The organism is Mesorhizobium muleiense, assembly GCF_900099905.1.
Taxonomy (GTDB): Bacteria; Pseudomonadota; Alphaproteobacteria; order Rhizobiales; family Rhizobiaceae; genus Mesorhizobium; species Mesorhizobium muleiense.
In genome coordinates this window covers 111568-132642 of record NZ_FNEE01000013.1, presented here as the reverse complement: position 1 = coordinate 132642, position 21075 = coordinate 111568, and the positions used below count along the sequence as shown (strand labels likewise).

The 21075-nt window shown below is 63.6% G+C and carries 18 protein-coding genes, 1 tRNA gene and 1 pseudogene; 9 read left to right on the top strand and 11 right to left on the bottom strand.

Going from position 1 to position 21075, the window contains the following annotated elements; genetic code table 11:
- The first annotated feature begins 53 nt into the window (after positions 1-53).
- Positions 54-1034 carry an IS5 family transposase gene (locus BLT09_RS21730; RefSeq protein ID WP_167366490.1) on the top strand — a complete coding sequence of 327 codons (981 nt, stop codon included), beginning with the start codon at positions 54-56 and terminating at the stop codon, positions 1032-1034.
- A gap of 265 nt (positions 1035-1299) precedes the next feature.
- Here BLT09_RS21730 and BLT09_RS21725 read toward each other — a convergent pair whose 3' ends face one another.
- The 4 genes from BLT09_RS21725 to BLT09_RS21710 all read right to left on the bottom strand — a co-directional run bounded on the left by BLT09_RS21725 (position 1300) and on the right by BLT09_RS21710 (position 5580).
- Positions 1300-1695, bottom strand: a complete 396-nt coding sequence (locus BLT09_RS21725; protein WP_091596545.1) for a (R)-mandelonitrile lyase — start codon at positions 1693-1695, stop codon at positions 1300-1302.
- A 130-nt stretch (positions 1696-1825) separates the two neighbouring features.
- Entirely contained in the window at positions 1826-3943 is a 2118-nt protein-coding gene (locus BLT09_RS21720) for a xanthine dehydrogenase family protein molybdopterin-binding subunit (RefSeq protein WP_091596466.1), read from the bottom strand.
- A complete protein-coding gene (locus tag BLT09_RS21715) occupies positions 3940-4938 on the bottom strand; it encodes an FAD binding domain-containing protein (RefSeq protein ID WP_091596463.1) in 999 nt (332 codons plus the stop codon). The genes BLT09_RS21720 and BLT09_RS21715 overlap by 4 nt, the downstream gene beginning before the upstream one ends.
- 3 nt (positions 4939-4941) lie before the next feature.
- Entirely contained in the window at positions 4942-5580 is a 639-nt protein-coding gene (locus BLT09_RS21710; RefSeq protein WP_208602522.1) for a (2Fe-2S)-binding protein, read from the bottom strand.
- A gap of 339 nt (positions 5581-5919) precedes the next feature.
- Between BLT09_RS21710 and BLT09_RS21705 the strand changes: the two genes are divergently transcribed.
- Complete coding sequence (locus BLT09_RS21705; protein ID WP_091596457.1) at positions 5920-6813, top strand: LysR family transcriptional regulator; 894 nt, start codon at positions 5920-5922, stop codon at positions 6811-6813.
- Positions 6814-7569: 756 nt separating this feature from the next.
- On the opposite strand, the gene BLT09_RS21700 is transcribed toward BLT09_RS21705, so the two are convergent.
- Positions 7570-8220: a hydrolase gene (locus tag BLT09_RS21700; RefSeq protein ID WP_091596453.1), complete on the bottom strand. Its 651-nt coding sequence runs from the start codon at positions 8218-8220 to the stop codon at positions 7570-7572.
- Between the two features lie 154 nt (positions 8221-8374).
- Here BLT09_RS21700 and BLT09_RS21695 point away from each other — a divergent pair, with 154 nt between their 5' ends.
- The 3 genes and pseudogenes from BLT09_RS21695 to BLT09_RS21685 all read left to right on the top strand — a co-directional run bounded on the left by BLT09_RS21695 (position 8375) and on the right by BLT09_RS21685 (position 11082).
- Entirely contained in the window at positions 8375-9268 is an 894-nt protein-coding gene (locus BLT09_RS21695; protein ID WP_091596451.1) for a LysR family transcriptional regulator, read from the top strand.
- A gap of 301 nt (positions 9269-9569) precedes the next feature.
- Positions 9570-9737 (top strand): annotated as a pseudogene (locus BLT09_RS21690) (pirin-like C-terminal cupin domain-containing protein); the annotation flags it as partial.
- Between the two features lie 91 nt (positions 9738-9828).
- Positions 9829-11082 (top strand): DUF5996 family protein, encoded by a 1254-nt coding sequence (locus tag BLT09_RS21685; protein ID WP_091596448.1) that lies wholly within the window; start codon positions 9829-9831, stop codon positions 11080-11082.
- 189 nt (positions 11083-11271) lie between these two features.
- Here BLT09_RS21685 and BLT09_RS21680 read toward each other — a convergent pair whose 3' ends face one another.
- The 4 genes from BLT09_RS21680 to BLT09_RS21665 all read right to left on the bottom strand — a co-directional run bounded on the left by BLT09_RS21680 (position 11272) and on the right by BLT09_RS21665 (position 15065).
- Positions 11272-13143, bottom strand: coding sequence for an adenylate/guanylate cyclase domain-containing protein (locus tag BLT09_RS21680; RefSeq protein ID WP_091596542.1), 1872 nt, complete (start codon positions 13141-13143; stop codon positions 11272-11274).
- Between the two features lie 362 nt (positions 13144-13505).
- A complete protein-coding gene (locus tag BLT09_RS21675; RefSeq protein WP_091596445.1) occupies positions 13506-13988 on the bottom strand; it encodes an SRPBCC family protein in 483 nt (160 codons plus the stop codon).
- A gap of 3 nt (positions 13989-13991) precedes the next feature.
- A complete protein-coding gene (locus BLT09_RS21670; RefSeq protein WP_413468421.1) occupies positions 13992-14303 on the bottom strand; it encodes an ArsR/SmtB family transcription factor in 312 nt (103 codons plus the stop codon).
- Positions 14304-14405: 102 nt separating this feature from the next.
- A complete protein-coding gene (locus BLT09_RS21665; protein WP_091596440.1) occupies positions 14406-15065 on the bottom strand; it encodes an ArsR/SmtB family transcription factor in 660 nt (219 codons plus the stop codon).
- A gap of 193 nt (positions 15066-15258) precedes the next feature.
- Here BLT09_RS21665 and BLT09_RS21660 point away from each other — a divergent pair, with 193 nt between their 5' ends.
- Positions 15259-16506, top strand: a complete 1248-nt coding sequence (locus BLT09_RS21660; RefSeq protein ID WP_091596437.1) for an MFS transporter — start codon at positions 15259-15261, stop codon at positions 16504-16506.
- Between the two features lie 152 nt (positions 16507-16658).
- On the opposite strand, the gene BLT09_RS21655 is transcribed toward BLT09_RS21660, so the two are convergent.
- Positions 16659-16735: transfer RNA gene (locus BLT09_RS21655), tRNA-Arg, on the bottom strand.
- Positions 16736-16900: 165 nt separating this feature from the next.
- On the bottom strand, positions 16901-18388 hold the full coding sequence (locus tag BLT09_RS21650; RefSeq protein ID WP_091596434.1) for an ATP-binding protein: 1488 nt from the start codon (positions 18386-18388) through the stop codon (positions 16901-16903).
- Between the two features lie 315 nt (positions 18389-18703).
- Here BLT09_RS21650 and rpmH point away from each other — a divergent pair, with 315 nt between their 5' ends.
- From rpmH to yidC, 3 genes are read left to right on the top strand one after another with little or no spacing between them, the layout of a single operon-like run.
- Entirely contained in the window at positions 18704-18838 is a 135-nt protein-coding gene (gene rpmH / locus BLT09_RS21640) for a 50S ribosomal protein L34 (RefSeq protein WP_008833937.1), read from the top strand.
- A 16-nt stretch (positions 18839-18854) separates the two neighbouring features.
- Positions 18855-19208 (top strand): ribonuclease P protein component, encoded by a 354-nt coding sequence (gene rnpA, locus BLT09_RS21635; protein WP_027152119.1) that lies wholly within the window; start codon positions 18855-18857, stop codon positions 19206-19208.
- 13 nt (positions 19209-19221) lie between these two features.
- A complete protein-coding gene (gene yidC, locus BLT09_RS21630) occupies positions 19222-21045 on the top strand; it encodes a membrane protein insertase YidC (protein WP_091596431.1) in 1824 nt (607 codons plus the stop codon).
- Positions 21046-21075 lie beyond the last annotated feature (30 nt).

The following is a 21075-nucleotide window of genomic DNA, read 5'->3' as shown; positions in this document are numbered from 1 at the left end:
CACAGAATCGGATTGATGATTCCGGGGGTAAGGAAGAGAGGGAGATGATTCGGATGGTCGATCGTGTTGTTGGTCAACTGAGCCTGGCGGATGCGCTGGCGCTGTCGGATACGACGCAGCTCGACCAGATCGCGACGGTCATCGACTGGATGCCGATCCGGGCACTTCTTGGTCAGCGCAGCGGGCCGGGCAAGGGCAACACCAGCTATCCAGCCGAGACATTGCTGCGCTGTCTGTTTTTGGGCGTGTGGAACAATCTCAGCGACCCCGCCCTTGAGATGCAACTGCGCGACCGGCTGTCGTTCCGCCGCTTTGCCGGCTTCAGCCTGTCGGACCGCACGCCGGACCATTCGACGCTGTGGCGCTTCCGCGAAGAGCTGAAGCGCGACGGGCTGATTGATCGGGTGTTCGATGAGATCACCCGGCAGTTTGAGCAGAAGGGCCTGATCCTCAAGCAGGGCACGCTGATTGATGCATCGTTCATGCAGGCCGCCGCCCGCCCGCCGGCGAAGCCGAAGAAGGGTGAGGAGACGTCGGCGCGGCCATCGGCCGACCCCGATGCGCGTTGGGGACGCAAGGGCAAAAAGACGGTGTTCGGCTATAAGGTGCACAACGGCGTCGACGATGCTCACACGCTGATCCGGCGGATGCACTTCACCGATGCTTCGATCACCGACACCGAGCCGGCCGACATGCTGATCTGCGGCGACGAGGAGGCGGCCTATGGCGACCAGGCCTATTACACCCATGCCCGGCACGCCCGGCTTAAGCAGGCCGGCATCAAGGACCGGCTGATGCATCGGCCCAACAAGCACCATCCGCTGACGCCGCGCCAGAAGCAGCGCAACCGGCTGATCTCCAAGGTGCGGGCGGCGGTGGAGCGGCCGTTTGCGGTGTTCAAGCAGCACTACGGCATGCGGCGGCTGCGCTTCTTCAACCTGGCGACCAACCGGACGCAGTGCGTGCTTGCCGGCTGCGGCTACAATCTGCAACGGGCGGCCGCCGTCCTCTTCGCGGTGAGGAAGCCGGCATGAGGGGGCGGAGTCTGCCCAAAATCCGCCGAGGGGGGGCCCAATTGGGCCCCCGAGGCCTGCAACCGGGCCAATGTGGCCTGATTGCGTTTCAAAAAACGCCCCATGCGCCATCTGCGCCAAACTTCGGCCCCCGTGCAAAGCCCTCACAAGGGGAGAAGGAAGAGCGCATGCGCAGCCGCGATCGGTGCCGAGTCGGCAGCGTGCCCCATAGGATTTCGGAGCAGCGAGACCCCGCAACGCGCGAGACGCCGGGTGCCGCCAGCGTTCAGCTGCGGTATTGTTCGTCGCTGACTTTCTCCAGCCATTCGACCGGCTTGCCATCAAGCGATTCCTGGATAGCGAGATGGGTCATCGCCGTGGTCGCAGACGCGCCGTGCCAATGCTTCACGCCAGGCGGAATCCAGACGACGTCACCTGGCCGGATTTCTTCTACTGGCGCGCCTTCGCGCTGGACCCGGCCGAGACCGGCCGTGATGATCAGCGTCTGGCCGAGTGGGTGCGTGTGCCACGCGGTGCGGGCGCCAGGCTCGAATGTGACGCTGGCGCCACCAACGCGCGCCGGCTCGGGCGCCTGGAAGAGCGCATCGATGCGCACGGTCCCGGTAAAGTAATCGGCCGGCCCGGGGCCGGACGGCTGTGATCCAACTCGGGTGATCTTCATTGTCTCATTCCTTCCTTGGACAGAGGCTGCGCCAACCTGGCCTGCTGCAGCCACAGCGGCGAAAGCAGTTGTCGCGGCAAGGACGTCTCTGCGGGTGATGATCATGTCTTAAGCCCTTCGTTTTCGACGGTCAGAGCAGCTTGTCCGGCGTGATGGGCAGTTCGCGGACGCGCTTTCCGGTAGCGTGGAAAATGGCATTGGCGATCGCTGGCGCGACGCCGACCAGCGCGATCTCGCCGAGGCCTTTCACGCCGAGCGGGTTCACGTGCGGGTCGTGCTCGTCGACGAAGATCACGTCCATGACCGGCGGCGCGTCGGCATGCACAGGCACGGCGTATTCGGCGAGATTGGCATTGGTGACGCGCCCGTTGCGGGGGTTGACAACCGAGTGCTCCATGAGGGCCATGCCGATACCGCCGATCATGCCGCCGATGCACTGGCTCCGCGCGATCTTCGGGTTGACGACGCGGCCGGCGCCATAGGCGCCGACGATGCGCCGCACGCGCGTCTCGCCGAGATCGGGATCGACGGCAACCTCCACGAACACGGCGCCGAAAGCGTGCATGGAAAACCGCTTCGTCTCATCTCCGGGAGCGACGTCGGCCGTCGCCTCGATGGCTTGGCCGAGACGCTTCATGGCCTCTTCAATATTGTTGGCGCTGGCGCGTGCCAGTGCGTCCTCGCGCACCTTGCGGCAAGCCGCCTGCACCGCACTGCCGACGCTCGCCATGGTCATGGAACCGCCGTGGATAGGCGCGCGCGGCAGGCGGGTGTCGCCAAGCGTGAACTTGACCCGCTCGATCGGCAGGCCCAGCGTGTCCGCCGCGACCTGCGTCATCGATGTCCATGTGCCGGGTCCCATGTCGCTCGCTGCGCTCATCACTTCGGCAGTGCCGTCCGGCAAGAGCCGGGCCATGGCCGAGGCCGGTGCATAGTTCATCGGATAGGTGGCGCTCGCCATGCCCCAGCCGATCAGCGAGCGCCCGTCGCGCATGGAGCGCGGCGCGGCGTTCCTTTGTGCCCACCCGAACCGCTCGGCGGCGGCCCGGTAGCACTCTCTCGTCGACCGGCTCGAGAACGGGAGGTCCTTGAACTCGTCTTTGTCGGGCTCATTGCGCAGGCGCAGTTCGACGGGATCCATGCTCAGCGCGACCGCCAACTCGTCCATGGCCGATTCGAGGGCATATATGCCGCTCGCCTCACCGGGCGCGCGCATGTAGGTCGGCGTGTGGACGTTCATGGGCGCGATGCGATGGCGCGTGTGGACGTTCGGGCAGGAGTGCAGGAACCGGGTCGCGCTGAGCAGCGCCTCGGTGAACTCCTCGTAGGTCGAGGTCTCCTGGTGGCCCTCGTGCCGGATGGCCTGGAGCTGGCCGTCACGGGAGGCGCCAAGCGCGGCCCGCTGCACCGTGTGAGGACGGTAGCCGACGCCGTAATACATTTCGCGCCGCGACAGCACCAGCTTGACTGGCCGTCCGGCTACACGGGCGCCCAGTGCCGCCAGCGTGACATGCGGCCAGCAGCGCAGCGCCGAACCAAACGCGCCGCCGACGAAGGGCGAGATGACACGCACGTTCTCGGCAGCGATGCCGAACACGGCGGCGATCTCCTCGGCAACATTGTGCACCCACTGTGTCTTGTCCCACAGGGTCAGGCTGCCGCCCTGCCATGAGGCAATGGTGGCGAACATCTCTATCGGATTGTGGTTCTCGCGCGGGATCACATAGGTCTGGTCGACCCGGAATTCCGCTTGTTCGAAGGCGCTGTCGGGCTCGCCTCGCCGTGTCTCCCATTCCGCCGGTTTCCCGGTAGGCAGAACTGGATCGACGCTTTCGACGTCGGTGGCCGCCGCCTCATTGCGGTAGGTAACCCGCACGACCTCCGCCGCGTAAACCGCCTGTTCAGGCGTCTCGGCGACCACCAGCGCGATCGGCTGGCCCTGGTGAGTCACTCGGTCGTCCTGCAGCACATGCAGGCGCTCGCCAACGGCTGCGTCGGGGAGGCCTTTGTGCGGCTGGTAGGCGAGGCGGGGCGCGCTGCGGTGTGTCACAACCGCGATTACGCCGGGCGCCCGTTCGGCCTCTGCCGTGTCGATGGATGCAATGCGGCCGTTCGCGACAATGCTCCTGACGACGGCGGCATGGGCGAGGTTCGGCACCTCGAACTCGGCGGCATAGGTCGCAGCGCCGGTAACTTTCAGGCGGCCATCGACGCGGCTGACGGATTTTCCGATCAAGGCAGCAGTCATGCGCGTGCTCCCGCGATTTCGACCGCACGCACGATGGCGCGCTGCATGAGTTCGATCTTGAAACCGTTGTGGCCGCGACCCCGTGTGCCGTCTGCTGCGAGCGCCGCCGCCTGGCGGAGCACCGCTGGCTCGAAGTTGGCGCCGGCGAGAGCGGTCTCGACGTTCGACAGGCGCCAGGGTTTCGTTCCAACGCCGCCGAGCGCTACGCGGGCCTGCCGGATGCGACCGCCGTCCGTCTCGATTGCGACCGCGGCCGAGACCACGGCGAACTCGAAGGAGGCGCGATCGCGTACCTTGAGATAGTGAGACCGCAGTCCTGCCGCATTGGCCGGAACCGTGATCGCGGTGATCACTTCGCCCGGCTCCAGGACGGTTTCGAGGTGCGGCGTATCGCGGGGAAGGCGATGAAGATCGGAGAGCGGCACGGAACGGTCACCGCCAGCTCCTCGGAGCTCGACCGACGCATCGAGCGCCACCAGGGCAACCGCGAGGTCCGACGGGTGAACGGCGATACAGTCGTCGCTCGTGCCGAGCACTGCGTGCCAGCGGTTCTCGCCATCCAGGGCGGCGCAACCCGAGCCAGGCACGCGCTTGTTGCATGCCTCGTAGCCGACATCGCGAAAGTAGGGACAGCGTGTGCGCTGAAGCAGATTGCCGCCCATGGTCGCCTGGTTGCGGACCTGCGGGCTCGCCGAATTCAGCAGCGCCTGGGATATCAGAGGGAACTGCTCGATCACAGCTTGATGGGCGGCCACCTCCGCCATCGTGGCGGCGGCGCCAAGCCTCAGGCCTTGCGGACCGATCTCGATGCCGTCGTCGAGAACTCCCGCGAGGCTCACAAGCCGATCCGGTCGGCGGACATTCTCCTGCAGAAGCTGCACCATGTCGGTGCCGCCGGCGATGTATTCGACCGGCGCATCATTGCGGCCGGCCTGGGCGCCGAGGGCGAGGACAGCGGAAAGGTCGCGCGGACGTTCGAGCACAAAGGGATGCATGGCTCAGCCCTCCTGCTTCGAACTGGACACGGCAGCCGCGTCCTGGATGGCCGCGACGATATGGTCGTAGGCGCCGCAACGGCACAGATTGCCGCTCATCCATTCGCGGATCTCCTGCGGCGACCCGGCATGGCCTTCGCTGATGCAGGCGACGCCGGCCATGATCTGCCCCGACGTGCAATAGCCGCACTGGAAGGCATCGCGCTCGATGAAGGACGCCTGCAACGGGTGGAGCTCATCGCCCTGCGCCAATCCTTCGATGGTTTTGATTTCGCGGCCCTGAGCGAGCGCCGCGAGCGAGAGGCACGCCTTCACGCGCATGCCATCCATCAACACCGTGCAGGCGCCGCATTGGCCGAGGCCGCAGCCCTTCTTCGAGCCCGTCAGATGCAGATGCTCGCGCAGCGCATCCAGCAGCGTCGTGCGCGGGTCGAGCGAAAGCCGGTGCTCCGTCCCGTTGATGCGCAGCGATACATCGAGCGGCGCCGTCGCGGCGCCGGCAGCCTGTGCCAGCGCCGGCGATATAGCTCCGGACACGAGTTGTTCTCCTAAAAGAGCACCGCCAGTCACAGCAGCCGCTTGCATGAGCTCCCGGCGCGTTATGTCCGAACTGGCTGTCGAGGTTCTTTGGCTATCAGACATGTCGATTGTCGCTTTCGTGATGATCCGCCAATTCGCGGCCCAAGATATGGATGGCCCCCGGCCCGAAGACACGCTGGGTGCGTGTGCGACGCTAAAACCTTAGAGCGCTTGAGGCGCCTTGATTAGCGCCCGCTCCCCGATAGGACCTATCGGTCGGGGCCATGAATGGCAGCGACACGAATGAACTGCCGCCGGTTCTTCCTTCATGGTCATTGCTCAGCAGGGTTCGCGCCACATTCGGGAAATTTGCGGGCTCTCGGCAATCGCGATCGATTGAGTGTGTGCAGTTCGCTCGATTTGTCCGTATAATCCCCACAAACTTATGGGGCGGAGCCATAAATGCAGCGCGGACGACTCGATATGCTTCTGGCCTTTCTGGCGGTTGCGCGGGAGGGCAGCTTCACGCGCGCCGCTGCGCAGCTCGGAATTTCGCAGTCCACGCTCAGCCACACGATCCGCGATCTGGAAGAGCGCCTGGACATTCGGCTGCTGACGAGAACGACCCGCAGCGTTTCACCGACAGAGGCCGGCGAGCGGCTGCTGCGCAATATCGGCCCGCGCTTTGAGGAGATCGAGGCCGGAGTCGAAGCATTGAGCGAATTGCGGGAGAAGCCCGCCGGCACCATTCGGCTCACGGCAAGCGATCACGCGTTCAACGCCGTCATCTGGCCGAAGCTGGCAAAGCTCCTGCCCGACTATCCCGACGTCACCGTCGAGGTCTTCCTCGACAACGCATTGACCGATATTGCTGCCGAACGGTTCGACGCGGGCGTGCGAATGGGAGAGCGTGTTGCGAAAGACATGATCGCGGTGCGCGTCGGACCAGACATCCGCTTCGCCGTCGTCGGGACGCAGTCGTATTTCGCCAGGCGGCCGCCGCCAACAACGCCGCAGGAACTGACCGACCACGTTTGCATCAACCAGCGCTTTTCCATCAATGGCGGGCTTTGGGCCTGGGATTTCGAGCGCGACGGTCGCGAACTGAAGGTGCGGGTGGACGGCCAGATTGTCCTCAATGGCACCCTCGAGATTCTCGAGGCGGCGCTGGCTGGTTTCGGCCTCGCGTATCTGCCGGAGGATGTCGCGGAGCGTCATCTGGAAAGCGGCCGCCTGATGCGGGTGCTGGATGAGTGGTCCCCGCCCTGGCCGGGATATCACCTCTACTATCCCAGCCGCCGTCAAGCGTCGCCGGCTTTCGCCCTGCTCGTCGATACGCTCCGCTTCTCGGGTTGAGGCCATGCAGTTCTATTGACATCAATGGGTTGTGACCCATGCAGTTCTATTGACATCAATGGGTTGTGACATCCGCCGAAAAATGCGGCGGCCCAGAATAAAAGCGCTCTGTAGCGATCCTTCGCGCCCCCTCTGTCCTGCCCTCTTTGCCCAAGACTCGGCATCTCCCCCACAAGGAGGGAGATTGGCAGCTTCGCGGACAGCGTCCTTTTTGCAAGGTTGGTGGTTGGCGAAATCATTGATGAAGGCCAATCTCCCCCCAAGTGGGGGAGATGTCCGGCAGGACAGAGGGGGCGCTGTCCCGCCGCGATCAAAGCTTCTGCACCGCAGCAGCGCTCCGAGGTAACGGCATGGATCCCAGGGTCTGCGCCGCGTCGCTGCGCTCCTTGCTTCGCCCTAGGATGACGAATGCATGATGGCCTGTGGCTAATCCCCAGCGTCAGAGATGACGGCTGCAGGAAAGCTGCCAAAAAAACCGGCCATGCCGCCAACGCCTGACAGCGAAGCTAGGATCAGGCCGAGCGGAACCGGATCCTTGCCCGGTCGAACCAGGCCGACGCCCCGCCTATCGCCACAACGGAGAGGCAGGCGAGGCCAACGATGATTTCGGGCCAGCCGGGGCAAGCGGGTGCGGCATTTGCGTGCATCGGAAACTGTTCGCGACATTGCAGGGCTTCTCTGCAGGACGAGGATGGCGAGGGCCGGCAAACGGATCGATCCCGACGCTCACCGAAAAGCTCGCCATCCCGGCCCGCATCAGCCTTCGCTCGGCACGGGCGTGTTGAGCAGCTGCTGCTCCCACAGGTACGCCATGCCGCTGCCGGCCATGTGATCCTTGAGGAGCTCGATCAATGCAGGCAGGGTCTCGGCCCTCGTGTAGTCGCGCTGCCATTCGCACGCGAGCGCCATCCACGTCATCATGTTGCAGCCGGCCGCGATCATGCGCTGGATCGCCACCTCATGGGCTTCAACCGACACGCCGCCGCAGGCGTCCGTGATGACCGTAACGTCCCATCCTTCGCCGGCAGCCTGGATCGCCGGCATCGCGACGCAGATCTCCGTGAACAGACCGGCGATGATCAACTGCTTGCGGCCGGTCTTCTCGACCGCGTCGACGACCTTCTGGTCTTCCCAGGTGTTGATAAGCATCCGGTCGATCACCTCCTGGCCGGGGAAGACGTCGGTGATCTGCGGAAAGATGAGCCCGCCTCGGTCAGCGAGCACGCTCGTGAGGATGGTCGGTACGCTAAATGCCTTGGCGGCCTTCGCCAGACCCGTAGCATTGTTGACCGCCATATGCGGGTCGTGGCTGTTCAGGTTCGTGAGCTGGTAAGGCTGGTGGTCGATCAGAACGAGTACCGAGTCTTCGGGACGAAGAAGCGAATCAAGGCCGTTACGGGGGATCATCAAGACTTCCTTTCTCTGCCATTGTGGACGGCAATGGGTTCACGGGGAGACATGCGCCGGCGTGCGACGTTGCCTTGCAGCAATTTGCTGTTCCTTTGGGTGATGCGGTAGTGCCATAGTCAGGCAAGCTGTGTCGCGAAATGAGGAACGTCGAATGGACATCGAAGATCTACAGACATTTGTCGCAGTGGCCGATGCAAGGGGCGTATCGGCCGCCGCGCGCCGGCTCGGCGTCTCCAAATCGATCGTCAGTCGGCGACTTTTCCGGATAGAAGCAGAGCTTGGCGTCCAGCTGCTTGCACGAACGACCCGCGGCGCCGCGCTCACCGAAGCGGGAACCACTTTCAGGGATCATGCGGCCCGGGCGAGCGCCGAGATCGACACGGCCAGGGAAACGATTCTCCCGACCGGCGATCTTCGCGGCCGCCTCAGGGTTGCCATGCCGCTTACTTTCGGCGCGACCCACTTCGCCCCGGTGCTCGCGGAAATGGCACGCCAGCACCCGCAGCTTCACATCCATACTTCCTACAGCGATCGCTTCGTCGATCTCATCGCAGAGGGTTTCGATTGCGCGATCCGGGGCGCCTACCTTCAGGACTCCAACCTGATCGCGAAGCGCGTCGGGCCGATCCATGGAAAGCTTGTCGCGAGCCCAGACTATATCGAAGCGCACGGGTCACCCGAGTCTCCGGACGAACTCATCACCCATCAGGCCCTCATGCAGGGAACAGAAGCCTGGCAGTTCATGGATGGCGACAAGATTGTTACGGTCCAGCCGCAGGGCAGGTTCAAGGCCGACAGCGCCACGGCGCTTGCCGCCGCCGCACTGGCAGGGCTCGGCATCGCCTGGCTCCCCGATTGTATCACATATGAATATGTGGCCTCCGGCGCGCTGGTCCCAATTATGACACGCTATCCGGTACCTCCGGGGGCCGCATATGTCGTCCGCCCGCCGGGTCAGCATCCCACGCGGAAAGTGCGGTTGCTCACCGAGTTGCTGATCGAGTATTTCAAACAGAACCCGGATCTTTGGGGAGTTGATCGTTAGAACACGAACGGTTCAAAGCATTGTCAAGGAACCGTGTTCGACGGTCGCACTACTGCGAGCCGTCGCGTTCGGCGACATTGCCCGCACGTTCCGCTTACTGCGACACAGCTTGATGTATCGCAGGGCTAGTTGGGCAGACGGTCGCTCGCCAGTTTAGGCATTCGTCGGCCGAAAGTGCTCTTCCAGCTCGCGCGGTCCGGATTGATCGCAATCGGGCATTCGCATCGGCAAGGGTGAGGCTGTCTGGACAGCCTAAGTGAGGATGACGCGCATGAGTTGGAACCCAGCAATCGAGCCGGGCGGCGGCGCAACGCTCAGCGGACCGCGCTATATCTGGTGGAACTTCGTCGCCTCCTCGAAGGACCGCATCGAAGAAGCGAAGACCGAATGGCGCGCCGAGGACTGGGGCAAGGGACGTTTCGATCTCCCGATCGATGACCGAGATGAGCTCATTCCCCTACCGGACTGACCGCGTTAAGAAGGAGATCGCCTAGGCACGGACCCGGGCGGTTCAGACGAGATGACGCGTCGCGTGCCATGTGCTGAATGGAGAAAGCAGAATGAGCAACAAGTGGCCCCACCTCGACTATCTCGGCTGGCGCGAGACGTGTTCGGCCCTGCATCTCTATTTGCAGATCGCCGGGAAATATCGCCTTGCTCATACCCCGTGGCTCAACCATTCCTGGAACGCGACCTTCTATGTCACGCCGCTCGGCCTGACCTCCTCGCCGATCCCCGACGGCCCCGGCATTGAGATCCTCTTTGACCTTCGGGACCATATGGTTGTCGGCACATGCGGCAATGGTCGCAAGGCATCGTTTGCGCTCGGGCCATCCACAGTCGCGGCGTTCCACGCCAATTTCGTGCAGTTGATTTCCGAACTTGGAGGCACGCCGACCTTTAACGGCAATCCGAACGAGGTGCCCAACCCCGTGCCGTTCACCGAAGATCATCGCGACCGGCCCTATGACCGGGAAGCCGTTCAGCGCTTCCATCACGCATCGGTGGCGGTCGACAGGGTATTCAATCGGTTCCGGACCTCCTTTCTTGGCAAGTCCAGTCCCGTTCACCTGTTCTGGGGCAGTTTTGACCTGGCCGTCACCCGCTTTTCAGGGCGGCGCGCGCCTCTCCATCCCGGCGGCATTCCTTCATTGCCCAACGATGTGGCACAGGAAGCCTACGACCGCGAGGTCTCTTCAGCAGGTTTCTGGCCCGGCGGTGGCGGCATCGATTACCCCGCGTTCTATGCCTACGCCTATCCGGCGCCGAGTGGCTTCAGGGGCGCGTCGGTCCGGCCCGAGGGCGCGTTCTGGCATGAGGGCCTAGCGGAATTCATCCTGCCGTACGATGCCGTTCAGTCGGCTGCAAATCCCGACGCGGCGCTTATGGAGTTTCTCGTCTCGACCTACGACGCTGCGGCCGATCTCGGAAGATGGGACCGCGACCTGCTGGACTGCATGCCGGGGCGGCGGGGTCAGGCGCGGCCGCATGACGCCGAGCAGCCGGGCCCTGCCTCTCCCTTGACCGTCGAAAAGGTCGAGCGGGAGGATACCGCATCGAAGGGACGCTACCGGATGCTCGTCGACGGCGTCGAAGCTGAGATGACCTATAGCCGCGCCGGCGAAGGGTTGATCATCATCGACCATACCGAAGTTCCAGCGGCGTTGCGTGGCCGCAAGGTCGGCGAGCGACTGGTACGCCAGGCGGTCGAGGACGCCCGGCGCGAAGGGGTCGCCATCATTCCGCTTTGTCCGTTCGCAAAAGCACAGATCGACCGTCATGTCGAATGGCAGGACGTGCTGCGTCGGTCATAGGCTGCGCGCAGCTTCCTCCACCCGCCAACGTACCGGCTCCGACCGACTCCTACCACCGTTGGCGGCGGACGTCGTTCCGGCGGCGATTGGCGGCAATTTTCGGTGTTGGCGTCGTATGGCAAAAATTGGCGCGCCGGAGAGGATGAAACTGGGCACCGCTATATGATTGAAGTCGCTCTGTAAAAACTGTCAGGCGGATTCAGGAGCCTTGGCCTTTGCGAGGTCCTGCAGGAACTCTTCCATCAGCGGCCTGTCACCGAACCGGCGGTAAGCGCGCTCTGCTTCCAGCGAGAATGCCGGATGCGCCTCGACCAGCCTTGCCATCGTCTGCTGGGCTGCCTCGACCTCACCGCCCCCGCTCTGCAAAGCCGCCTGAATCAGAAGGCAGTTTGCATCGCGCGGCGCCCGGATCAGGCATTCTTCTATGACGGCGGAAGCCTCGTCGCGGCGGTCAGCCGCGTAGAGCGCCTGCCCGTGCACGTAGGCGTAGTACTCGGGCGCCATAGGATGAAGGCGGCGGGCCCGCTCTGCGTTGGCGACGGCATCATCATATTGCCCGAAGCGAACCTGCGCCTTTGCAAGCGCCATCATGCTGTCGGGATCGTTAGGGTTGAGCTCCACAGCGCGCCGTGCGGCCTGCAAGCCGCCTGAATAGTCGCCCTGCAGCGCAAGCCCGAAGCTGATGACCTGATAGCCAAGGCCAAGATTGGGGTCGAGACGGACCGCTTGCCGAGCTTCGCTAAGCCCAAGATGGAGTTCCGGCGCGTTTTCCCGGCCGTCACCGCTCTGCGCCACGCTGGCGATAAAGGTCAGCGCGAGGCCTGCGCGGGCGGCCGCATAGGACGGGTCCATTTCAAGGGCGCGCTGGTAGAGACCCCGCGCCTCCAGAATGTCCTGCGGGTCATCGCCGCCGTGCCGGTAGCGGTTGCGGGCCTGCAGCACGAGGTCATAGGCCTGCAGATTGTCGGTCGGGCGTTCCGCTGCCGCCGCCGCCTCGCTCCTGCCGATATAGGGCGCGATCTGCGCGACGATTTCAGTGGTCAGCTCGCTCTGGACGGTGAACACGTCGGCGACCTGCCGGTCAAAACTGCGCGACCACAGATGCGCGCCTGTCTTTACATCGACCAGCTGCGCCGACACGCGAAGCTGGTCGCCCTCACGGCGGGCGCTGCCTTCAACCACATAATCAACGCCGAGCTTCGCCCCGAGCTTGCGCACGTCCGTACCCTGCCCGTGCACGGCGTAGGTGGAATCGCGTGCGATGACCTGCAGCTCTGAATTGCGGGCAAGGGCTGTCGTCACATCCTCGGCCAGTCCGTCCGCGAAATACGATTGCTCGCCGCTGCCGCTCATCGCGGCAAAAGGCATGACCGCCACTGACGGCCGGGGGTCGGCGCGGCTCTGGTCCATCGACAAGACCCCCGGGATGCGGCTGACCATGGCTGCCAGGGGGAGCGGCTGGATTTGGGTGCCGATGAGGATGAGGGCTATGGCGGCTACGCCATAAGACCAGCGGGCGGCGGTGCTGCGCAGCACCTGCGGCACGTGCCGCCATGGCGACCACGGAGAGCCCGCGCGCCTTACGCGGTAGACGTTGAGAAGTTCGGGAATGTTCTTGGCCCGCCTGCGGCCGATGCGGACGAATCTGTCCGCGCTGTTGCGGTCGGCCGCCATCACCACGGCGCTGCTGACGAAAATCTGCCCCGGATCGCACATGGCCTCAAGACGGGCAGCCACATTGACGCCGTCGCCGTATACGTCGCCGTCATCTTCGATGACATCGCCAAGATTGATGCCGATGCGCAGCTCGAACGGGCCCTTGTCGAAGCCCTCCTGTATGGCCAGCGCCGCATCAACCGCTTCGTTGACGCTGGGAAACATGGCGAGAAAGCCGTCTCCCGCCGTCTTGACGATGCGCCCGCCATGGCGGGCAGTGGTCGGGTTAATGAGCTCATCAAAAACAGCGCGTAGCTTCGCGTAGGTTGAAGCCTCGTTTTCAGCCATCAGCAGGCTGTAGCCGACGATATCGGCGGCCATGATTGCCGCGAGCTTGCGTTCCATCAGCATTATTCCTGACCGGCGGCCATGCAGGGACTATTACTCCTGACATTTAAGACGATGCACGCTTCAAGATTAGATCCATAATCCCGAATAGGCTTATCATACAGCTCACAAATGCGTGACCATTGTGGCCTATACCGTTCTGACCTTCGTCAGCCATCATCCGCTTCGCGCGGAGCCGTCCCCGCATCCGAAGCGGCGTTGGGCATGCTGGTCGGTGTGATTATTGCGCCTACGCTTGTCGGGCGCCGGGTAGGCAAGGGACGTTATCCGCGGCAGTGTCGCCACCGCGAATAACTCCTGAGCTTACGGGATTGCAGGCCGCGAGGCCGGATTCGATCTGATGCTTGCGGATGTGGCCGTCAGGCCCGACGCCCGAACAGGTCGGCGTATCGCTGCAGGTAGAGCGGCCAGCCTTGATCGGCGACACCATCGCGCACGCTTTCCCAGCCGGCGCCGTGGCGCTCCAGTTTGCGATGCTCGAGATCGAGGCGGGTCCGATTAGCCGTCTCGGCAGTGAAGCGGACTTCCCACTCGCTGGCCTTGTTCGGATCGGTCTCCAACCGCCATTGCGGGCTGATGTCCCAACTTAGCAGCACACGGTGCGGCGGCTCATAAGCCAGCACGCGCGCCCAGCGGCACTCGCTGCCGTCGGCGCCGCGATCATAAATATGGCCGCCGACGCGCGGCTCGAACACGGTCTCGGCGATCGGCACGGCGAGCAGATTGTGCTCCCTGGGTTTGAACTTGCCAAAATCCTCCGTGAAGACCTCGAAGGCGCGCTCGATCGGCGCCTCGACCATGATCGAGTGCCTTACCAAGGTGTCTGCTGCTTGCGTGTTCATAGTTCACTCCTTTCGCGGTTGTTCGACAGCTTGCTTGAAGGCAGCGAGCGTCTTTACCCAGAACCGATCCAGCTCCGTGCGAAGCGCCGCCAGCCCGTCGGGTTCGACGCGGTAGATGCGGTGCTTGCCGTCCGGCGTGGCAGCCACGAGCCCTGCCTCTTTCAACACCTTCAGATGCTGCGAGACCGCCGACCGGGTCACCGGCAGGGCACGCGCCAACTCGGTAACCGAACGCGGATGCTCGACCAAGAGTTCGAAGATCGTGCGCCTGGTGGGGTCGCCCAAGGCGGTCCAGCTGTTGTTCACGTTAGTCACCACTAACGCGTTAGCACGGACTAACGTGATGTGTCAACCTTGCTACGGCAAAAAGGACCCAGCGAATGAGGGGCGGGTGACTGACTTTGAAGTTGAGGTCGATCAAGCCTCGACAGCTAAGCCCGCGTCACGCCATTCGGGCAGGCCATCTTCCATGCGGCGTGCGTTGAAGCCGTGCTCACGCAGCAATGCGACCGCCTCGAACGACATCACGCACCACGGTCCGCGGCAGTAGGCGACGATCTCGGGCTTCGCCTCGAGGTCGGACAACCGCTGTTCCAGTTGGCCGAGGGGGACGTTGATCGCGCCGGGCAGATGTCCGAGCGCAAACTCATCGGGCGGTCGGACGTCGATGACTGTAACGAGCCCGTCTTTCATTCGCGCGGCCAGCTCTTCCCGGGACACAGGCTCCATATCGTCGCGCCGGTCGAAATAGCCCCTCACGATCCGTTCGACCTCGGCCGAATGCCGCTCGGCAACGACTCGAATGGAGGCGAATGCTCCGAGCACGCTTTCATCCGCGAGCCTGTAATTGACGAACTTGCCATCGCGCTCTGACGTCACCAGTCCGGCGCGGCGCATCGCCTGGAGATGCTGCGAGACATTCGCCACCGGACGCGCAAGCTTGGCGGCCAAGGCTTCCACGCTGCGCGGACCCTGCGCGAGTTGCTCGATCAGTTCCAGCCTCTGCGGATTGCCCAGAGCCTTCGCGACAACCGCGAACTGCTCGTAAAGTGCCTGCTTCGGATTGCGGATTGACATCAGGGTAGCAGCCACGCTAGTTCATTCAACATAATTATTGAATGATGCGTATCACACGGCCCCCGAGGAGACAAGTCCGTGGCCGAGAAGCCCCTTCAATCGCTTAGCAGCCTTGGCTCCGGCTCTGACGGCTCCCGAACGGGATTGATGTAGTGATGGCCGCACGCACCCGAGCCATCAATGCCGGTGCCGCATGACAACGATCGCGGCGCCAGCAGTGAGCCTCGGTCTCAAGGCCAACTGGCGGCAGTTCGCGCTGCTTGTGCTTATCAATGCATTCGTCGGCGGCATGGTCGGCATCGAACGCACCGTCGTGCCGTTGATCGGCTCAGAGGAATTCGGGCTCGCCTCGACCACGCTGGTCGTCTCCTTCATCGTCAGCTTCGGCGTCGTTAAGGCGCTGGCCAACCTTGTCTCCGGACAGCTCGCCGACAAATGGGGGCGCAAGCGCGTGCTGGTTATCGGCTGGCTGTTCGGCCTGCCGGTGCCCTTCATGATCATTTGGGCGCCAGACTGGAACTGGGTCATCGCCGCCAACGCGCTGCTTGGCATCAGCCAGGGCTTCGCCTGGTCGATGACCGTCATCATGAAGGTCGACCTTGTCGGCCCGAAGGGGCGTGGCCTCGCCGTAGGGCTCAACGAGTTTGCCGGTTACCTCGCAGTCGGGATCACCGCCTTCCTCACCGGCTATCTCGCCAGCCGCTACGGTCTGCGACCAATCCCGATCTATCTCGGCGTCGGCTACGCGGTGGTGGGCACGGTGCTCTCGATCCTGCTCGTGCGCGACACGCGCGATCATGTGCGTGCGGAACTGGCGAACCATCCGCGCGAGGCATCACCCCTTTCCTTCCGCGAGGTCTTTGCGTTGACCTCTTTTCGGGATCGCAACCTCTTTGCCGCTTCGCAGGCCGGTTTGGTGAACAACCTCAATGACGGCATGAGCTGGGGCATCTTTCCGCTCTTCTTCGCAGCCGGCGGGCTTGGCGTGGAGCGCATCGGCATTCTGAAGGCCGTCTATCCCGTCACCTGGGGTGTGCTGCAGGTCGTGACGGGACCGCTCAGCGACCGCTGGGGCCGCAAGGGCCTGATCGTCGCCGGCATGTGGGTGCAGGCGGCGGCGCTCTTTCTCACGGCGCTGACCGCGAATTTCGGCTGGTGGCTGGTGGCGAGCCTCCTGCTAGGACTTGGCACGGCGATGGTCTATCCGAGCCTGATCGCCGCGGTATCGGATGCGTCGCATCCTTCATGGCGCGCCCGCTCGCTCAGCGTCTACCGCTTCTGGCGCGATCTCGGCTACGCGATCGGTGCCCTCTCGGCGGGACTGATCGCCGACTTCTTCGGCCTGGCGTGGGCGATTGCCTCGATCGCCGCCCTCACTTTCCTGTCCGGTACCGTGGTCGCTTGCATGATGCGCGAAGGTCATGCCGGACGAAGCAGTTGAACGTCGCCTCGGATGCGCCCGCCTCCGCCGCGCCAGCGTCGGGTTCCTGACGTGCCACTCGCGCGAAATCACACAAAAAAGCAACCGGCCGTTCAAAACCGTTTCAAAAACCGATTTGAAACGCTGTCGCGCCGCTAACTGATTGAGATTATTGGCGCGCCCGAAGAGATTCGAACTCCTGACCCCCAGATTCGTAGTCTGGTGCTCTATCCAGCTGAGCTACGGGCGCGCAACAGGCCATGCTTTGAATGGCCCCCGATCCGGTCCTTAAACGACCGGCCGCGATGTGAGGTGTTCCCTAGCGACTGCATTTGCGAAAAGCAAGCCGATCCGGCAAAAGTTTTGTTGTTCGTGCCCTGGAGCGACCAGAGGGAGAGGATCAGACGGGCGAGGATCAGGCGGGACGGCGCAGGCCGTTGCGGGCCTGGTCGAGCCGGACCGGCTGGTCGGGAATGGTGACCGCGAATGTGGTGCGGCCGCCTCTGCTTTCGACAAGCTCCACCGTGCCGCCATGGGCGCGGATCAGTTCGTAGGCGATTGCCAGGCCAAGGCCGGTGCCACCGCTGCGGGCCGAGCCGCGGAACGCCGCAAACAAATTCTCGCGCGCCTTCGGCGGCAGGCCGGGGCCGGTGTCGGTGACGGTGATGCGGCTGACGCTGCCGACGCGCTCGGCCGACACCGACAACCGACGCACCACCGCGCTTTCCGCGTCCGCCGCCATCGCCTGGACGGCGTTGCGGCAAAGATTGGTGAGCACGCGAAAAAGCTGATCGGAATCGGCATCCACCTCGAAAGCCAGATCGACGGCATTGACGAATTCTATGCCGCCTTCGGTGTCGAGCAGGCCGTGGACGTCATCGACCAGCTGGCGCAGCCTGAGCCTGCGGCGCGAGGGCGGCGGCTCCTGGGTCCGGCCATAGGCAAGCACACCTTCCGAATAGGATACGGCACGATCGAGCGCGCGCAGCAGTTTTGGCGCAAAGGCCTGCACGGTCGGGTCCTTGACCTGGCGCAGACGGTCCGACATCAGCTGCGCCGACGCCAGGATATTGCGCATGTCATGGTTGATCTTCGACACGGCGAGGCCAAGGTCGGCGAGATGCTTCTGCTCGGAGAGCATCTTTTGCAGCCGCTCCTGCATCTGCGAGAGCTCGCGCTCGGCAACGCCGATTTCGTCGGCGCGGGCAGCAGGGCGGATGATCCGCCCGGGGTCGTCGGGAGCCTCGGAGAAGGCCAGCATCGAGCGCGTCATCGTCCGGATCGGGCCGATCATGATCAGGTCTATGGCGGCATAGACCAGCATGGCGGTGAACAGCGAGATCAGCAGCGAGACGAAGGCGACGTTGCGCGAATAGATGAGCATGGCATTGCGCAGGCTGTAGTCGGGCATGATCAGCTCGAATTCCTTGTCGCTGTCGCCGACTGGCCCGAAAACGCGCAGCATCCGCTCGCCGCCGAACAACAGCGTGTCCAAGGCGCCGGTCATGCCCTCGATCAGGCCGACATTGGCAATGTCGATATGCTCGTCGACGTGCGGCGGCATCTCAGCCACCACCAGAAGCCGCGAGACACCGCCGTCGCGCACGGCGATCGCCTTGGCGCCGATCGCCATCAGCACATCGTTCTGGGCAGCGCGCGACAGCGAGGCGGGCTCTCCCTGCACCAGCACGATCGAGACGGCCGCGGCGGTGCTCAGCCGCTCTTTCAGCCAGCTCAGCCGGTAGCTGGCGATCCAGGGCAGAAAGATGAGGACCTCGGCCAGGAGCACGAAGACGATGGTGAGCAGCAGGAGCTTTGTCGACAATCCACGCGACAACGGCACCCTGCGGGCGGCTGCGGTCGCCCGATCGGTGCTTTCGTCCGCGGATGGGATTTCACTCATGCTGCTTTTTCTTCACGATCACTTGATCGGCCAAGATTAGGCTATTGCGGCTTTTTTGCCAATTTCATCCTTCGTCCCAATCAGGGATAAGACCGCCCAGACCTCGGCCACACGCCAGCCGTTGGCCCGAGACGCCGGAATGTCGGGGCCGGTGTCGGCCCCGGATTGACTTCCAAAACCCTTCTTTCTATAAGCCCGCTCACGCTCGGGCCATTCGTCCCGGCGCGGTTTCGATCGCGCCAAAGCCGGCCGGGCAAAGCTCCTGTTACACAGTGACAGAATCAAGAAGGGCCGCACCCCGCGGTATTAAAACAAATGAAGCGTACCTACCAACCGTCCAAACTCGTCCGCAAACGCCGGCACGGTTTTCGTGCCCGCATGGCTACCAAGGGTGGTCGTGGCGTCGTCGCAGCCCGCCGCAACCGCGGCCGCAAGCGGCTCAGCGCCTGAACGGAAGACGAGATCGTTGCCCGCAACCGGCAAGCCAGTGGGAGCACATCCCAAGCGGCTTCTGAAGCGCGCGGAATTCCTGGCCGTCCGGCGTGGCGAAAAGCGCCGCGGGCGGCTTTTTCTCGTTGAGGTTCTCGACCGCAGCGACGCAGCGGCGCCTCGCGTCGGCTACACCGTCACCAAGAAGGTCGGCAACGCAGTCGTCCGCAACCGCATCCGGCGGCGGCTGAGAGAAGCCGTGCGCACGCATGCCGCGGGTGACATGAAGCCAGGCAATGACTATGTCATCGTCGGGCGCGAAGATGTGCTTGCCATTCCGTTCGGCCAGTTAAAGGCCGAACTCTCACGCCGACTGCGCGGAACACGATAGGCCAAGGCTTTCGATGGAAAACAACCGGAACTTCTTCATCACCATCGCGCTGTCGGTGCTGATCCTGTCGCTTTGGCAGTATTTTTACGTGCTGCCGCACAGCGAGGCGCAACGCGAGGCGGCCCGTATCGAAGAGCAGCGGCTAGCCGAGCAGAAGAAGGCGGCCGAAGCCGCCAGTCCGGGCGGCAGCGAAACGCCGGTGCCGCAGCAAGGCGCCATTCCTAATGCACCCAATGCACCTGGAACCGACGGCACGACGCTGGCCAGCCGCGAGCAGGCGCTGGCGTCGACGGAGCGCGTCAGGATCGACACGCCGAGCCTGGAGGGCTCGATCAATCTCACCGGCGCCCGTCTCGACGACCTCAAGCTCAAGCACTACAGGCTGACGGTCGACAAGAACTCGCCCGAGATCGAACTGCTCAACCCGGCAGCGCTGCCTACGGGCTACTATGCCGAGATCGGCTTTATCGGCAGCGACAAGACCGGCACGGTGCCGGGCCCGGAAACGGCGTGGACCGTCGACGGCAATGCGACGCTGACCCCGGCGACCCCGGTCACGCTGAGCTTCACCAACGACAAGGGCCTGACCTTCAAGCGCACCTTCTCCGTCGACGGCGACTACATGTTCACCGTCTCGGACACGGTGCAGAATTCGGGTTCAGCTCCTGTCACGCTGTCGAATTACGGCCGTGTCACGCGTTTCGACAAGCCTGCCGTTGCCAGCATCTATGTGCTGCATGAGGGGCTGATCGGCGTCACCGGCACGGAAGGCCTGCAGGAACACACATATTCGTCGATCGAGGAGGACAAGCAGTTCACGCCGAGCAAGTCGACCGATGGCTGGTTGGGCATCACCGACAAATACTGGGCGGTGACGCTGGTGCCGACCGAGAAGCAGCAGTTCCAGCCGCGTTACGCCTATTTCGAGGACGGCCGCCCGCGCTACCAAGCCGACTTCCTCACCGACCCGATCACCGTCGATGCCGGCCAGTCGGCGACGGTCGAGAGCGAAATCTTCGCCGGCGCCAAGGAAGTCGCCAAGGTCAACGCCTATGCCGAAGACCGCAATATCAGGCTGTTCGACCGCTTGATCGACTGGGGATGGTTCATCTGGATCACCAAGCCGATGTTCTACCTGATTGACACGATGTACAAATTCTTCGGCAATTTCGGCCTGGCCATCCTGGCCACCACCGTCGTCGTCAAGGCCGCCTTCTATCCGCTCGCCAACAAGTCCTACGCGTCGATGGCGAACATGAAGAAGGTGCAGCCCAAGATGCTCGAGATCCGCGAGAAATACGCGGACGACAAGATGAAGCAGCAACAGGCGATGATGGAGCTCTACAAGACCGAGAAGATCAATCCGCTCGCCGGCTGCTGGCCGGTGGCGCTGCAGATCCCGGTCTTCTTTGCGCTCTACAAGGTGCTCTACATCACCATCGAGATGCGGCACGCACCGTTCTTCGGCTGGATTCAGGATCTGGCGGCGCCCGATCCGACCTCGATCTTCAACCTGTTCGGCCTCATCCCGATCGCGCTGCCGGATATGTTGATGATCGGCGTCTGGCCACTGATCATGGGCCTGACCATGTTCCTGCAGATGCGCATGAACCCGACGCCGCCGGACCCGACGCAAGCCATGATCTTCACCTGGATGCCGGTGGTCTTCACGTTCATGATGGCGGGTTTTCCGGCCGGCCTCGTCATCTACTGGGCCTGGAACAATCTGCTTTCGATCATCCAGCAAGGCGTGATCATGAAGCGGCAGGGCGCCAAGATCGAATTGTGGGACAATCTGGTCGCACTGTTCCGGAAGAAACCGTCGCCGGCGGAATAGACGGCGCTGCCTGCCGAATCCAGGAAAGCC

Coding starts and splice junctions, on each gene's coding strand:
- BLT09_RS21710 (WP_208602522.1), bottom strand. CDS start 5,580: ATGTCTGATAGCCAAAGAACCTCGACAGCCAGTTCGGACATAACGCGC.
- BLT09_RS21700 (WP_091596453.1), bottom strand. CDS start 8,220: ATGATCCCCCGTAACGGCCTTGATTCGCTTCTTCGTCCCGAAGACTCG.
- BLT09_RS21725 (WP_091596545.1), bottom strand. CDS start 1,695: ATGAAGATCACCCGAGTTGGATCACAGCCGTCCGGCCCCGGGCCGGCC.
- BLT09_RS21650 (WP_091596434.1), bottom strand. CDS start 18,388: ATGAGTGAAATCCCATCCGCGGACGAAAGCACCGATCGGGCGACCGCA.
- BLT09_RS21665 (WP_091596440.1), bottom strand. CDS start 15,065: ATGTCAATCCGCAATCCGAAGCAGGCACTTTACGAGCAGTTCGCGGTT.
- BLT09_RS21705 (WP_091596457.1), top strand. CDS start 5,920: ATGCAGCGCGGACGACTCGATATGCTTCTGGCCTTTCTGGCGGTTGCG.
- rpmH (WP_008833937.1), top strand. CDS start 18,704: ATGAAGCGTACCTACCAACCGTCCAAACTCGTCCGCAAACGCCGGCAC.
- BLT09_RS21680 (WP_091596542.1), bottom strand. CDS start 13,143: ATGGAACGCAAGCTCGCGGCAATCATGGCCGCCGATATCGTCGGCTAC.
- BLT09_RS21675 (WP_091596445.1), bottom strand. CDS start 13,988: ATGAACACGCAAGCAGCAGACACCTTGGTAAGGCACTCGATCATGGTC.
- BLT09_RS21685 (WP_091596448.1), top strand. CDS start 9,829: ATGAGCAACAAGTGGCCCCACCTCGACTATCTCGGCTGGCGCGAGACG.
- BLT09_RS21660 (WP_091596437.1), top strand. CDS start 15,259: ATGACAACGATCGCGGCGCCAGCAGTGAGCCTCGGTCTCAAGGCCAAC.
- BLT09_RS21715 (WP_091596463.1), bottom strand. CDS start 4,938: ATGCATCCCTTTGTGCTCGAACGTCCGCGCGACCTTTCCGCTGTCCTC.
- BLT09_RS21695 (WP_091596451.1), top strand. CDS start 8,375: ATGGACATCGAAGATCTACAGACATTTGTCGCAGTGGCCGATGCAAGG.
- BLT09_RS21730 (WP_167366490.1), top strand. CDS start 54: ATGGTCGATCGTGTTGTTGGTCAACTGAGCCTGGCGGATGCGCTGGCG.
- yidC (WP_091596431.1), top strand. CDS start 19,222: ATGGAAAACAACCGGAACTTCTTCATCACCATCGCGCTGTCGGTGCTG.
- BLT09_RS21720 (WP_091596466.1), bottom strand. CDS start 3,943: ATGACTGCTGCCTTGATCGGAAAATCCGTCAGCCGCGTCGATGGCCGC.